The sequence below is a fragment of the Bradyrhizobium sp. AS23.2 genome, from assembly GCF_001908185.1.
GTDB lineage: Bacteria > Pseudomonadota > Alphaproteobacteria > Rhizobiales > Xanthobacteraceae > Bradyrhizobium.
In genome coordinates this window covers 21,989-34,474 of the sequence record NZ_LGHM01000015.1, presented here as the reverse complement: position 1 = coordinate 34,474, position 12,486 = coordinate 21,989, and the positions used below count along the sequence as shown (strand labels likewise).

13 protein-coding genes are annotated in these 12,486 nt (G+C 62.4%); 7 read left to right on the top strand and 6 right to left on the bottom strand.

The window, feature by feature from the left end; all coding sequences use genetic code 11:
* Positions 1-27: 27 nt before the first annotated feature.
* A complete protein-coding gene (locus tag AC630_RS03220; protein ID WP_349537905.1) occupies positions 28-2,136 on the bottom strand; it encodes a DUF3141 domain-containing protein in 2,109 nt (702 codons plus the stop codon).
* Between AC630_RS03220 and AC630_RS03215 the strand changes: the two genes are divergently transcribed.
* Positions 2,095-2,904: a GNAT family N-acetyltransferase gene (locus AC630_RS03215; RefSeq protein WP_349537903.1), complete on the top strand. Its 810-nt coding sequence runs from the start codon at positions 2,095-2,097 to the stop codon at positions 2,902-2,904. The genes AC630_RS03220 and AC630_RS03215 overlap by 42 nt on opposite strands.
* Positions 2,905-2,996: 92 nt before the next feature.
* Here the strand turns inward: AC630_RS03215 and AC630_RS03210 are convergent, their stop codons facing one another.
* Positions 2,997-3,491: a hypothetical protein gene (locus AC630_RS03210; protein ID WP_074117033.1), complete on the bottom strand. Its 495-nt coding sequence runs from the start codon at positions 3,489-3,491 to the stop codon at positions 2,997-2,999.
* Positions 3,492-3,867: 376 nt separating this feature from the next.
* Here AC630_RS03210 and AC630_RS03205 point away from each other — a divergent pair, with 376 nt between their 5' ends.
* Positions 3,868-5,655, top strand: coding sequence for a peptide ABC transporter substrate-binding protein (locus AC630_RS03205; RefSeq protein WP_074117032.1), 1,788 nt, complete (start codon positions 3,868-3,870; stop codon positions 5,653-5,655).
* Here AC630_RS03205 and AC630_RS03200 read toward each other — a convergent pair.
* Positions 5,618-6,598 carry an AraC family transcriptional regulator gene (locus AC630_RS03200; protein ID WP_074117031.1) on the bottom strand — a complete coding sequence of 327 codons (981 nt, stop codon included), beginning with the start codon at positions 6,596-6,598 and terminating at the stop codon, positions 5,618-5,620. The genes AC630_RS03205 and AC630_RS03200 overlap by 38 nt on opposite strands.
* Positions 6,599-6,700: 102 nt before the next feature.
* Between AC630_RS03200 and AC630_RS03195 the strand changes: the two genes are divergently transcribed.
* The 5 genes from AC630_RS03195 (at position 6,701) to AC630_RS03175 (ending at position 9,857) form a co-directional block, all read left to right on the top strand.
* Positions 6,701-7,039 carry a carboxymuconolactone decarboxylase family protein gene (locus tag AC630_RS03195; RefSeq protein WP_208866953.1) on the top strand — a complete coding sequence of 113 codons (339 nt, stop codon included), beginning with the start codon at positions 6,701-6,703 and terminating at the stop codon, positions 7,037-7,039.
* Between the two features lie 162 nt (positions 7,040-7,201).
* The gene (gene soxC, locus AC630_RS03190; RefSeq protein ID WP_074117030.1) at positions 7,202-8,473 is read left to right on the top strand and encodes a sulfite dehydrogenase; all 1,272 of its coding nucleotides are present in this window, start codon (positions 7,202-7,204) and stop codon (positions 8,471-8,473) included.
* Positions 8,460-9,008, top strand: coding sequence for a c-type cytochrome (locus AC630_RS03185; RefSeq protein WP_074117029.1), 549 nt, complete (start codon positions 8,460-8,462; stop codon positions 9,006-9,008). Before soxC ends, AC630_RS03185 begins: the two co-directional genes overlap by 14 nt.
* A 10-nt stretch (positions 9,009-9,018) precedes the next feature.
* Positions 9,019-9,489 carry a DUF302 domain-containing protein gene (locus AC630_RS03180; protein WP_074117060.1) on the top strand — a complete coding sequence of 157 codons (471 nt, stop codon included), beginning with the start codon at positions 9,019-9,021 and terminating at the stop codon, positions 9,487-9,489.
* Between the two features lie 44 nt (positions 9,490-9,533).
* Entirely contained in the window at positions 9,534-9,857 is a 324-nt protein-coding gene (locus AC630_RS03175; RefSeq protein WP_074117028.1) for a hypothetical protein, read from the top strand.
* Positions 9,858-9,893: 36 nt separating this feature from the next.
* Here the strand turns inward: AC630_RS03175 and AC630_RS03170 are convergent, their stop codons facing one another.
* The 3 genes from AC630_RS03170 to AC630_RS03160 are packed head-to-tail and all read right to left on the bottom strand — an operon-like array spanning position 9,894 to position 12,483.
* Positions 9,894-10,757 (bottom strand): endonuclease/exonuclease/phosphatase family protein, encoded by an 864-nt coding sequence (locus AC630_RS03170; protein ID WP_074117027.1) that lies wholly within the window; start codon positions 10,755-10,757, stop codon positions 9,894-9,896.
* On the bottom strand, positions 10,757-11,566 hold the full coding sequence (locus AC630_RS03165) for a carbohydrate ABC transporter permease (RefSeq protein ID WP_074117026.1): 810 nt from the start codon (positions 11,564-11,566) through the stop codon (positions 10,757-10,759). Before AC630_RS03165 ends, AC630_RS03170 begins: the two co-directional genes overlap by 1 nt.
* A complete protein-coding gene (locus AC630_RS03160; protein ID WP_074117025.1) occupies positions 11,563-12,483 on the bottom strand; it encodes a carbohydrate ABC transporter permease in 921 nt (306 codons plus the stop codon). The genes AC630_RS03165 and AC630_RS03160 overlap by 4 nt, the downstream gene beginning before the upstream one ends.
* Positions 12,484-12,486: the final 3 nt, after the last annotated feature.

Sequence of the window (12,486 nt, the reverse complement as noted above, 5' to 3'; positions counted from 1 at the left end):
ACTTCACTCCTTTGGCCGTGAGAGACCTCATGACGCCTTTGCCTGAGCACGAAAGGAGCTCTCAGGCGCATCCTTGCCAAGACCGAACAGATCGGCCACACGCATCAGGCGATCTCTGGTTTCGCCGGAGATCTCACCGGCCGCCGACAGCACCTCGCGGATGGCGGTGAAGACCGCACGGCGTGCGCCCATGTCCTGCGGCAGCATCGCCGGAATGGCCGCCAAGGCCGCCTCCTGGTCCAGCAGCAGCATGAAGAACTGCTCCCGAACCAGCATCTTGAACTCGGCGACGGTCAGAGGCGATTCCGTATCTTCCTTCCGCATCCGCCGCAGTGCCTCGAGACTTCTTTCGTCGACCATGCCACGCGCCATGCCGACATAAAGCAGCGCCCGGATTCCGCACTCTCGCAGGCCGCCACTTGAAATCCTCGCCTTCAGCTCGGCGATACGCCCATCCAGAGCCTTGCGGTGCTCCGCCGACATCTCCGGGTGCGGCGACGGATCGGCATTCGGGTCGATGCCGACGGCCGCCTGCAATACGGGCGAGCCATAGAGCGCCAGGAACATCGATTCACTCATCGCTTCCTGCGTATCGCGCCACTTGTCGAGCGCGTTGACGATGCCCTCGGACATCGCTTCCTGGGCTTTCAGGAAAGGATTGCCTGTCGCGGCCGGCTTGCGGTGCTCGCGAATCGTTTCTGCCTCCTTGGCAACGCCCTTCATCAGCGGCCCTTCGCCACCGAAGATCTCGTAGCTGAGGCGCAAAGGATGGAGCTTGCGCATCCAGTCCGCCATCTGCGGCGTCGTCATCGCGCGTACCCAGGGCTGGACGAAAGTCCGGTAGTTGGCGAGATTGATCTCCGACACTTTCTTGGCGGTCGCAAAACGTCGCTCGTCCTCGGGCGAATTTCCCCCGAGCGCGTGCAGATCGTCTAGGGTGCGCTGTTCGCAGCGCATGATCCATTTCCCTTGTGCCAGGTCGGGATTGGCGGTGTCCTCGGCTTTCGCCAAGAAGGTCGCCTCGTAGAGTCCCGGCGGCAACACGTCGATCAGGTCTATGTTGCTGGAGAACTCGGCGTGTTCCTTCTTGGCGATGCCGCCGGAGACGAAGATCCCGAGATGGCCAACGGTCTCGTGCACAGTGTAGACGATGGTCTGGCCGTAATACCTGATCTCGTCGGTGCTCTTGTAGAGATCGAGGATCCAGCCGAGCGCCTGCTGCGGCGGCGTGATGTTGTCGCCCTTGGAGCAGAACACCACGATCGGAGAGCGAATTTTGCGGAGATCGACGACCTCTCCGTCCGAGGTCTTGATGCGTCCGGCCGCGAGGTTGTTGCCGACGAACAGCTCGTCGACGATGAACTGGATCTCCTCGGCGTTGAGATTGACATGGCCGCCCCACCAGCGCTCGAACTCGAGATAGCGGTCGGCCTCGGTGTCCACCTTCGAATAGACGTTGTACTGCTTGGTCCAGAGCGTGTTCGACGGATTCATGTTCTCGAAATTCTGCACCAGCCAGGCTCCGTCGAACTTGCCACCGCCCAGATCGCTGGTGAGCGCGGTGAGCCAGCTTCCGCCCAGGAGGCCTCCAGAGTAACGCATCGGAAATTTGCCGCGAACGCCGGCCCAATATGACAGCGGCGCGCCTGCAATGATGACCGGTCCGAACAGCTCGGGTTGCAACGATGCGAGGATCATCACGGCCCAGCCGGCCTGGCAGTTGCCGATCACGCAAGGCTTGCCGTCAGCCTCCGGATGCAGCGCGATCACTTTTTCGATAAAGGTGCCTTCGGCGCGGGCAATATCCTCGATGGTCTGTCCCGGCATCGGCTCCGGCGTGAAGCCAATGAAATAGCAGGGGTGACCAGCCTTCATCGCGACGCCGATCTCGCTGTCGGCCTTGAACCCACCGATGCCCGGACCATGACCGGCCCTCGGATCGATGACGACAAAGGGACGTCGCGCGGCGTCGATCTCGACACCGGCGGGTGGTTTGACGCGCACCAGCCCATAGTTCACCGGCCGCTTCAGGCTTCGTCCATCCGCGATCAGCTCGACCTCGTAGTTGAGAACGTGAGGGACGGTTTCGGCGAGATGCTCACGATATTGCTCGCCCCGGCGGCGCAGAACGTCCATGAACAGGACGCTGCGCTGACCGCTATCGAGCAGATATTCAAATGCGGATGCAAAAATACCGGGCAATGCTTCGCCTGGATTTGCTGGCTTTTCCGTCATGGAATTGTCATCCTTGAGCCTGCTGACCTGAACGATGGTCGGCTTCGCAAACGGACCATTGATCTAAGTCAAGCATGCGGAGCGACGATCGCCGATCTCATCTTGCAACCAGCGAGGCGCACGATGACGCCAGCCACATATTCGGCAAGGGAACAGCTCAGGGATGGACGACCAGTCCACATCCGCGCACTGAAGCCGGACGACGAAGCCGGCATGCTCGCCGCCATCGACCACACCAACGCCGAGTCGCTGCGGCGCCGCTTCTTCGTCACCAAGCGCAATTTTTCAGCCAATGAGAAGACCTTCTTTCTCAACGTCGATTTCGTCAGGCATGTCGCGCTGGTCGCAGTCGTCGAGGATGAAGGCAGGCTAACCATCATCGGGGGCTGTCGTTATATCGTTACGGAACCGGGCGAAGCCGAGGTCGCCTTTGTCGTTATCGACGCGTATCAGGGACAAGGGATCGGCACGATGCTGACGTCGCATCTGGCGGGCCTGGCGCGCGAGGCCGGGCTGAAGCAGCTCGCGGCTGATGTGCTGCCGGACAACACCGCGATGCGTAAGGTGCTCGGCAAATGCGGCTTCCAGACCGGCCGCAGCGTCGATCCGCAGGTCGTCCACCTGACGCTGGCGCTCACGTCAACTGCTGGAACCGCATCCGGCGCCTGAGATGAGCATCTCGATTGGCCGGCCTTTGGCCGCTGGGCTGATTTCGTAGGACGGCGATGCCTCCTCAACGCCGCCGTCTCCTCTCGCTCGTCCTAGTAGTTGTATGGATATTGACCCGGACAGACGTAGTTGCCGCGGGCGTCATAATAACAGCTGTTGTTGTAGTTGTTGTTATAGTAGCCGTACGCGCCAGCGGCAGCCGCCCCCGCAACAGCAGCAGCGCCGTAGCCCCAACCGGGCCGATAGTAACCGCCGCCATAGCCCGGATAGCCCGGACGTCCCGCGATGGGGCGACCTGGATAACCCGGACGGCCTGGACGGCCGGCTATCGGATGGCTGGGGCGCGGCCCGCCCGCAACGCGATAGCCACGACCGCCGTGAACCCGACCGGCATAAGCACCGCCGCCCCGAACGTGAGCTGCGCGCATGCCGCCACCATGGAAGCCGCCAGCGCGCATACCGCCGCCGTGAAAGCCACCCCCGCGGCCACCGCCGCCTCCACCGCGGCGCGCGAATGCATCATCGGGAACGAGACTGGCCGCGACGAGAATGGCTGCGGCGAGGCCGATCAGACCGTAACGAACCATGGGCATCCTCCTGCAGTTGGAGTGCCGTCGGTCCCGGCGGATTGCAGCATTGATGCACCGCCAGTAGCGACAGGCACCCGGCGATCACACTCTGCGGCACCGAACGATCAGGCTTGACCTAGATCAAGGCTCCGCTGAGCGCCTTTGAAACGAGCGCGCAGAACCGGAACCGTACCAACAGAACGCCGGAGACTGTTTGCAGGCGACGCGGCATAGGCAGACGCTGCCCACCTCCGCGACGCGGTTTTGCCGTGCGCGCGATTTGCCATTTCGCCGCACGGCTTTCCAGCCCTGTCGGCATTGCCGCCTCGTCCATGATGAAACATGATGGGTTTCAGCCGGTGACGACTTTTCTTTGAGAGGTGGAGGTCATCCGATGAACGAAGACGAAATCCGCGGGTTAATCGCGGAGGTGAAGCAAGGCACGCTATCGCGACGCTCGTTCATCCAGACAATGGCTGCGGTCGGGATCGCAGCGCCGGTCGCGAGCCAGATCCTGCTCTGGAACGACGTGGCGATGGCGGATGCGACGCTGCAATACAAGCCGACCAAAGCCGGCGGCGGCGGCCCGCTCAAGATCCTGCTCTGGCAGGCCCCGACGCTGCTTAATCCGCATTTCGCGATCGGCACCAAGGACCAGGTGGCCTCGCGCATCTTCTTCGAGCCGCTCGCCGGCTGGGACAAGGAGGGTAACCTCATCCCCTGCCTCGCCGCCGAGGTTCCGACCAAGCAGAACGGCGGCCTCGCAGCGGACGGCATGAGCGTGATGTGGAAGCTGAAGCAGGGGGTGACATGGCATGACGGCAAGCCCTTCACCGCCGACGACGTCGTTTTCACCTGGCAATACGCCGCGGACCTCGCGACGGCTGCGTACACCACGGGATCCTACAAGGACATTACTGTCGAGAAGATCGACGACCACACGGTCAAGGTGATCTTCCAGGCCCCGACCCCGTTCTGGGCCGACCCTTTCGTCGGCTCGGTCGGCCAGATCCTGCCAAAGCATCATTTCGGCGACTATGCCGGCGCAAAGTCGCGCGACGCGCCGGGCAATCTGAAGCCCGTCGGCACCGGCCCGTACAGGTTCGTCGAGTTCAAGCCGGGCGACCTGATTAGAGCCGAGCGCAACCCCGACTATCACGTGAAGAACCAGCCGTACTTCGACACGCTCGAGGTCAAGGGCGGCGGCGATGCCGTCTCCGCGGCGCGGGCGGTGCTGCAAACCGGCGAATACGACTATGCCTGGAACCTGCTGGTGGAGGATGAGGTCCTCAAGCGCATGGAGACCGGCGGGAAGGGCAAGGTGGAATTCACGCCCTCCGGCGGCGTCGAATTCATCATCCTCAACACGACGGACCCGTGGAGCGAGGTCGACGGCGAGCGGTCCAGCATCAAGACCAGGCACCCGACGCTGTCCGATCCGGCCGTTCGTCAGGCGTTCAATCTCCTGATCGATCGCGAGGCGATCCAGAAATTCATCTACGGCCGCGGCGGCGTCGCCACGGCGAGCTTCGTCAACCAGCCCTCGCAGTTCAAGTCGAGCAAGCTGAGATACGAATTCAACGTCGACAAGGCGAACAGGATCCTCGACGATGCCGGCTGGAAGATGGGCGCCGACGGCATCCGCGAGAAGGACGGCAAAAAGCTCAAATACGTCTTCCAGACGTCGATCAACGCCCCGCGCCAGAAGACGCAGGCCATCATCAAGCAGGCCTGCCAGCGCGCCGGGATCGAGCTCGAGCTCAAGTCGGTCACCGCATCAGTGTTCTTCTCGTCGGACGTCGGCAACCCCGACACCTACTCGAAGCTCTATTGCGACATGGAGATGTACAACACGACGCAGCCGCAGCCCGATCCGGAGCGGTTTTTGAACCAGTGCGTCTCCTGGGAGATCTCGACCAAGGACAACAAATGGCTGGGCCGAAACGTCTCGCGCTGGTCCGATCCGGAGGCCGACAAGGCCTACAAGGCCGCGCAGAAGGAGCTCGATCCGGTCAAGCGCGCCGCGCTGCTGATCAAGGTCAACGAGATCTTCTGCGAGGCCAATGTGCTCGTGCCGATCCTCTCGCGCAACATCGTCGGCGGCGCCGTCAATAACCTCATGGCCGACATCTCGGGATGGGACGTCACGACCTGGAATCTGGCGAGCTGGTATCGCAGCTGACGGCCGGCGCCTGACGGCCCGACGCCACTCTCAGGGCGCCGGGCCGCATGCCGTATTTGCGCATGATGGCCTTGCTCAGGGCGCCTTCGGAAGCATACCCGACCTCGTCCGCGATCTTCGCAATCGGATCGGAGGTTCCGGCGAGCCGCTTGCGCGCGATCGTCAACCTCAAATCGGACAGGAACGCCATTGGCGCGATCCCCGCGTGCTTTTGAAAGGCGCGCACCAGCGTGGCGCGCGAGGAGATCGCGACCGACGCCATCTCGTCGAGTGTCCAGTCCCGGGCGAGGTCATTGAGGATCGCCAGCACGACGCGGGCCGTTGTGCGGTCCCGCAACAACGACACCGTGCCATTCCCGGAGGCATTGTCCGCAAGATGGTCGCGAAGCATCATGACGAACAGGGCCCTCGCGAGATCGGCCACGACCATCTCCGATCCGGCCCGTCCTGCATCCAGCTCGTCACGGATGTCGATCAGCAGGTGCCGAAACCGTTCCAGGAGCGGCTCTCCCGCCGTGCGAAGGACGATTTCGTCGGGAAGGGCTGCGATCAGGGGGTTCTCATCCGACGTTTCGAACAAGAACCGACCACAGAGGAGTTCGGTATCAATTTGAGCGTCGACCGTCGCGCGCTGGCGGACGCCGTTTCGGACTTCGGTCGACATCCGCCCTGCGACGCCCTCCACCTGGCTTCGTACCAGATGACTGTCTCCGTGCGGCAGGAGGAGGATGTCCCCAGCTTCAAGCCGCTGCGAGCCCAGGCCCGGCCTCTCGACCACGCAAGAACCGCGCGTGACCATATGGAATTGCGCCCATCCCCTGCCGTTTGCCGCGTGTAACGACTCCCAGCTGCCACCAAATCTGCACGAGTCGTCGATCACAGGACGAATTCTGAACAGCGGCACCATCGCTTTCAACAATTCGGCTGCTTCCGCCTCCGACATCCGGCCTCCTTGATCCGCCCGGACATTGGTCCGAGCCGCCCGGCCATTTCCCGGAGCGGCAAGCGCATCCAACTACGCCCCAACACACGAACGGAGGATAGCATGGCAATGCTCGACTGGAACAACTACCGTCGCCAGGTCGTCGCCGGCGTTGGCGAGATCGGGAAGCTGACGCCGGATACAGTCAAGGGCTACGCGACCCTGAGCGGCGCAGGCGCGAAGACCGGTCACCTCGATGCAAAGACACGCGAGTTGATCGCGCTGGCAGTTGCAATCAGCCTGCGCTGCGACGGTTGTATCACTGTGCATGCCGCTGAAGCGAAGAAGCACGGAGCGAGCGAAGCCGAGCTTGCCGAGGCGCTTGGCGTCGCAATCTCGGTAAATGCCGGTGCCGCGCTGGTCTACTCGACCCGCGCGCACGAGGCATTCAGGGAGGCCTGAACCAACGAGTGATCGAGCGAATGAGGCCGCGAGTGCTCACGGCTTCTAACAAGACCTAACGAGCAATTTCAGCGGCCTTGGGTAAACGTCACGGCATAAAGGCGGCCGCGATTTTCCGACGTGAATCATAAGTAAAGCACGCTTACCGATAGGGGAGACCGTATGACGTCCAAGGCGCCAATTGATCTATTGCCACGACCCGCAAACGTTTCGCGCCGGGGTTTTGTGGGAGGCCTGTCGGCGGGCATCCTGGGCGCGGTCGCGACTGAGGCGGCCGGCGCCGAGACGCTTGCCGACGTCCCCGATCGCGGGCCCGGGGCCGATCTGAGCGCTCACAGCGAACGGTCCAGGTTCGCCAAGATCGATCGCATTCCCGAGGCCGGTCCGGGCAAGCGCAACATCGACCCCGGCAATGCCATCAATTCCAAGACGCCGCATCAAAAGCTGGTGGGAAACATCACGCCGACCGACCTGCACTACGAACGCAGTCATTCCGGCGTGCCCGATCTCGATCCCGCGCAACACCGGTTGCTCATCCATGGGATGGTTCAGAAGCCATTGGTCTTCAGCGTCGAGGATCTCAAGCGGATGCCGTCGATCTCGCGCGTCGTTTTCATCGAATGCACCGGCAACGGATGGGAGAACTGGAAGAAGGCCGATCCCGAGCTGACGGTCCAGAACACGCACGGCCTGGTCAGCACCAACGAATGGACCGGCGTGCCACTCAAATTCCTGATCGACCTCGTGAGCAGGGACAAGAGCTCGAGCTGGATGCTTGCGGAGGGCGGAGACGGCGCGGGCGTCGACCGCAGCATTCCCCTCACCGACGAGATCGTGAACGAGGCTTTCGTCGCCTATGGGCAGAACGGCGAGCCGTTGCGGCCCGCTCATGGCTTCCCGATGCGGCTGGTGATGCCGGGCTTCGAGGGCAACCTCAACATCAAATGGCTGCGCCGCCTCAAGTTCGGCAATCAGCCCTGGATGACGCGCTGGGAGACGGCGCGCTATACGCAGCTGCTTGCCAACGGCAAGGCAAGACAGTTCCAGCTGCGGATGGAAACCAACTCCGTCATCACTCAGCCCTCGGGCATGATGCAGATTCAACCGGGTTACAACCGCATCTCCGGTCTCGCCTGGAGCGGCCATGGCAGGATCGCCAGTGTCGAGATCTCGACCGACGGCGCCAAGACCTGGACGCAGGCGCAATTGAGCAATCCAGTGTTACCCAAGGCCCAGGTGCGGTTCCAGATGGACTGGGTCTGGGACGGCAAGCCGACCAGGATCGTGAGCCGTTCAACCGACGACAAAGGCAATGTTCAGCCGGACCGGCAGTCCTTCATCGCCGCGATGGGAACCAACGCGCTGTTTCACTACAACGCCCAGCAGACCTGGAGCATCGACGAGGCCGGGAGGGTCCGCAATGTATTGGCATAACAAGCGACTTCTCGCAGGCATGCTCACCTTCGGCCTGCTCGCCTCACCCGCGCTGGCGTTCGATTTCGGGCGGCGGGCGACTCCTGATGAGATCAAGCTGTGGGACATCGACGTCGGGCCGGACGGCAAGGGCCTGCCTGACGGCAGCGGCACGGTCGCGCAAGGCAAGCAGGTATTTTCAGACAATTGCGCCGCCTGTCATGGCGACAACGGCCAGGGCGGCATCAAGGATCGTCTCGTTGGAGGACAGGGCACGCTCGCGTCCGACATGCCGGTCAAGACAGTCGGCAGCTTCTGGCCCTATGCGACCACGTTATTCGACTACATTCATCGCGCGATGCCTTATCCGACGCCGGGCTCGCTCAGCACCGACGACACCTATGCCGTCACCGCCTACATCCTGAGCCTCAACGGCATCGTTCCTGCGGACGGCAAGCTCGACAAGGCCTCCCTGCCGAAGGTCAGGATGCCCAATCGCGATGGCTTCGTTCCTGAGCCGGAATTCGACCCGGCCCGATTAGCCCGCAAGAAATGAGCGAGTGATCATGAGGCTTCCGGCACTGATCAGGATCTTCGCTTTGGTCGCAGCGACATGTTTATGGGAGACGCAAGCGATGGCCGCAGACGGACTCATCAGCATCAAGAGCAGCTTCGGGCCGGAAGACACGATGAAACGGCTCGAGGCCGAGGTGAAGGCCAGGGGCCTCACCGTGTTTGCCCATGTCGATCATGCTGCGGGTGCCGCCGCTGTCGGCCTGCCACTGCGACCGACCGATCTCCTGATCTTCGGCAACGCCAAGGGTGGCACACCGTTGATGCAACAGGCGCAGACGATTGGCATTGACCTGCCGCTGAAGGCGCTTGTCTGGCAGGACGACCAAGGCGCGACCTGGCTGTCCTACAACGATCCAGCCTATCTCGCACAACGTCACGGCGTTGGCGAGCCGGCGAAAGCCGCCGTCGACGCAATGACGACAGCCTTGCATGCGATAGCGACCAAGGCCACTGCGCCATAGGCTAAAGTGACGGCAGCTCGACGCTCGTGCCTGAGGAGAGGTCCATGAACAGCACCAACGGGCAGCCGGCCTCCGGGCCATCCAACCCGCGCGACAGCAAACTCGCCAGATGGCTCGTCATCGCGGTGCTGTCGGCGTTCCTCATCGCCGCCGGCGTTCTCGGCTATCTCGGCTGGACCAGTACGGATAACACAGTGCCGGAGTCGGGGTATGTCGCATTGGTGCTCGGCGTCGTGTTCTCGCTGGTCGTCGGCGTCGGTTTGATGGCGCTCGTTTTCTACAGCAGCCGTAAGGGCTATGACGAACCAGCGGTGCTGATCCAGGAACCGGAACCCGATTCGGATGATGGCCCGAGGAGCCCGCACTAGCGCAACGTTCGGACATGCCGCGAAGCTGCCGTCAGCTTAAGTCCGCTGGATCGGCATGTCATGATCCGCGAGTTCGATGAAGACCGGCTGATGATCCGAAGCATCGGTCCTACCGTTGACACCGATGTGACTGATACGACCGGTCAGATCTTCCGTCACGAAAACGAAGTCGCGGCAATCGGGGCCCGCGGTCCATTGCACGTGATCATATAGTCCGCAGGTTGGTGACCGCTGCCCGTCGGCATGAACGGCTGTCCAGGCATCGCGATAGTTGAGTCCCGGACGACTGGAGCGGTCAATCAACGCGTGCTGCGGATCCGTGACATCGAAGTTGAAATCGCCGCACATCAGGCTCGCGGCCGCGACCGTCTGGCTTTCATAGGGCTCGTCGGGCCGCCTCGTGGGCGCCTTGGGGCTGCTTGAGGCGTCCTCCTGCAAGTCCAGCAGGCGCGCGATCTGCGCTTCTCGTTGAGCAACCGAGTAATACTCAAGATGCGTATTGACGATGCGCACCGCGCCGAAAGCAGCCTGAACCGTCACCTCCAAAGCATGGCGCCGCATGCTGCGCACGCTCCCCGCGCCCGGCCACGGCAAAATGTGGTTGTTGATCTGCAGGACCGGCAGACGCGACAGCGTCATGTTGCCGAAGCGATGCAACTGGCCTGCTTGATCGACGGTTTCGATTGCCGGCCGGAACACTGGCATGTAGCCGGGCAGCAGCGCGGCGAGCTCCGCGCTCTGATCGCCTCCGCCGTCGTGCCTGGAGAAATTCGAGCTCACCTCCTGGAAACAGAAGACGTCTGCATCGGACGTCTCCCTGGCGATCGCGACGATCCTTGCGAGATCGGTCACGCCGTCGCAGCCCTTGCCGCACTGAATATTCCAGGTGAGGAGTCGCATCAACGAATACCCGCGCGCATGAAAGATTGAACAAACTGCCGCTGGAAGAGAAGGAACGCGACCAGCAGCGGCGCCATGGTCATCACGGTTGCCGCCGTGATGACCGACCAGTCCACGCCCGTCTCCGGCGCGCCGAACACCGCCAGGCCAACGGTGAGCGGCCGCGCCTCCACCGAGTTCGTGACAATCAGCGGCCACAGAAAATTATTCCAGTGATAGCTGACCGAAACGAGACCGAACGCCACATAGGTCGGACGCGCCAGCGGGACATAGACCCGCCAGAGAATTCCAAGTGGCCCCGCCCCCTCGACCCGGGCAGCCTCGACCAGCTCCTGGGGGACGCTCTTAAAAGTCTGCCGCAGCAGGAAGATACCGAACGCGCTGGCGAGATAAGGCAGCGCGATGGCGGGGATAGTGTCCAGCAACCCGAGCTTGGCGATGGCGCGATAATTCTCCACGATCAGCACGTCGGGCATGATCATCAGCTGGAGCAGTACGAGCGCGAAGGCGATGCCGCTGCCCCTGAACTTGAAGCGCGCAAAGGCATAGGCCGCCAGCGTCGAAAGGATGAGCTGCCCGACCAGGACCAGGGTCACCAGCATGATCGTATTGAGGTAGTAGCGAGCGAACGGGGCCTGTTTCCAGGCCCGGGCAAAGTTCTCCAGGGTCCACGGCGCGGACAGGCTGAACGACGTGGCATAGGCGGCCGGATGCAGCGCACTCCAGAAGGCATAGGCCAGCGGCGCGAGCCAGATCAAAGCCAGGAGCCAGGCGGCGACAGCCTCGACGGGATGTGTCCGGCCCCTCATTGATAGTGGATCCTGCGATCAAGATAGCCGAACTTGATCAGCGCAACTGCACTCAGCAGCACCAGGAGCACCACCGTCAGCGTCGCCGCGTAGGACGAATCCTGGAACGTGAAGGCGACTTCATAGATGTAATACAGCAGCAGCGTGCTGGCGTTGTTCGGACCGCCCTTGGTCATGATGACGAGGTGATCCACCAGCTTGAACGAATTGATGACCGCGTTGATCGCCACGAACAGTGTGGTCGGCATCAGCAGCGGGAACGTGATCCGGCGAAATGTGTACCAGCGGCTCGCCCCTTCGATGGAAGCGGCCTCGTCGAGATCCGGAGAGAGCTGCTGAAGGGCCGCCAGGTAGAAGATCATGAAGAAACCGGCCTCTTTCCAGATCACCATCACGATCAGGCAGCCCATGACCGTCGAGGGCTCGCCAAGCCAGTTCCAGCCGGCAAGACCGAAAAGTCCACGCAACTGATCGAGCAGCCCGTAGTCCGGCGTGTAGAAGAACAGCCAGATATTCGCGACCGCGATCATCGGCAGCACCGTCGGGGTGAAATAGGCCAGGCGCAGGAAGCCGCGTCCGCGCATATTGCGATTGACCCAGATCGCCATCACCAGGGCCAGGACAATCGACGCGGGAATGGTGCCGAGCGCGAACCAGAAATTGTTGACCAGCGCCTTCCAGAAGATCGGATCGGCCGCCATGGCCTGATAGCTGTCGAGACCGACAAAGACCTCGGTGCCGTTCCGTTTGGTGATGAACAGCGAATGCCGGATCGTCGCCAGGATCGGATAGTGGGTAAACGTGATCAGCAAGACCGCGGCCGGCAGCAACAGCAGCCAGGCGTTCACGGCGTTCCACCACGCCTGCGATCTGGCGCGGCGTTCGGGAATTGGCGATGAGGCGGCGAGATCGGACATCCC

Excerpts from the sequence above, each read along its gene's own strand:
- AC630_RS03160 (WP_074117025.1), bottom strand. The coding sequence starts at position 12,483 with ATGTCCGATCTCGCCGCCTCATCGCCAATTCCCGAACGCCGCGCCAGA.
- AC630_RS03180 (WP_074117060.1), top strand. The coding sequence starts at position 9,019 with ATGAGGCTTCCGGCACTGATCAGGATCTTCGCTTTGGTCGCAGCGACA.
- AC630_RS03165 (WP_074117026.1), bottom strand. The coding sequence starts at position 11,566 with ATGAGGGGCCGGACACATCCCGTCGAGGCTGTCGCCGCCTGGCTCCTG.
- AC630_RS03205 (WP_074117032.1), top strand. The coding sequence starts at position 3,868 with ATGAACGAAGACGAAATCCGCGGGTTAATCGCGGAGGTGAAGCAAGGC.
- AC630_RS03185 (WP_074117029.1), top strand. The coding sequence starts at position 8,460 with ATGTATTGGCATAACAAGCGACTTCTCGCAGGCATGCTCACCTTCGGC.
- AC630_RS03175 (WP_074117028.1), top strand. The coding sequence starts at position 9,534 with ATGAACAGCACCAACGGGCAGCCGGCCTCCGGGCCATCCAACCCGCGC.
- AC630_RS03210 (WP_074117033.1), bottom strand. The coding sequence starts at position 3,491 with ATGGTTCGTTACGGTCTGATCGGCCTCGCCGCAGCCATTCTCGTCGCG.
- AC630_RS03195 (WP_208866953.1), top strand. The coding sequence starts at position 6,701 with ATGGCAATGCTCGACTGGAACAACTACCGTCGCCAGGTCGTCGCCGGC.
- AC630_RS03170 (WP_074117027.1), bottom strand. The coding sequence starts at position 10,757 with ATGCGACTCCTCACCTGGAATATTCAGTGCGGCAAGGGCTGCGACGGC.
- soxC (WP_074117030.1), top strand. The coding sequence starts at position 7,202 with ATGACGTCCAAGGCGCCAATTGATCTATTGCCACGACCCGCAAACGTT.
- AC630_RS03215 (WP_349537903.1), top strand. The coding sequence starts at position 2,095 with ATGCTCACGATATTGCTCGCCCCGGCGGCGCAGAACGTCCATGAACAG.
- AC630_RS03200 (WP_074117031.1), bottom strand. The coding sequence starts at position 6,598 with ATGTCGGAGGCGGAAGCAGCCGAATTGTTGAAAGCGATGGTGCCGCTG.
- AC630_RS03220 (WP_349537905.1), bottom strand. The coding sequence starts at position 2,136 with ATGGACGTTCTGCGCCGCCGGGGCGAGCAATATCGTGAGCATCTCGCC.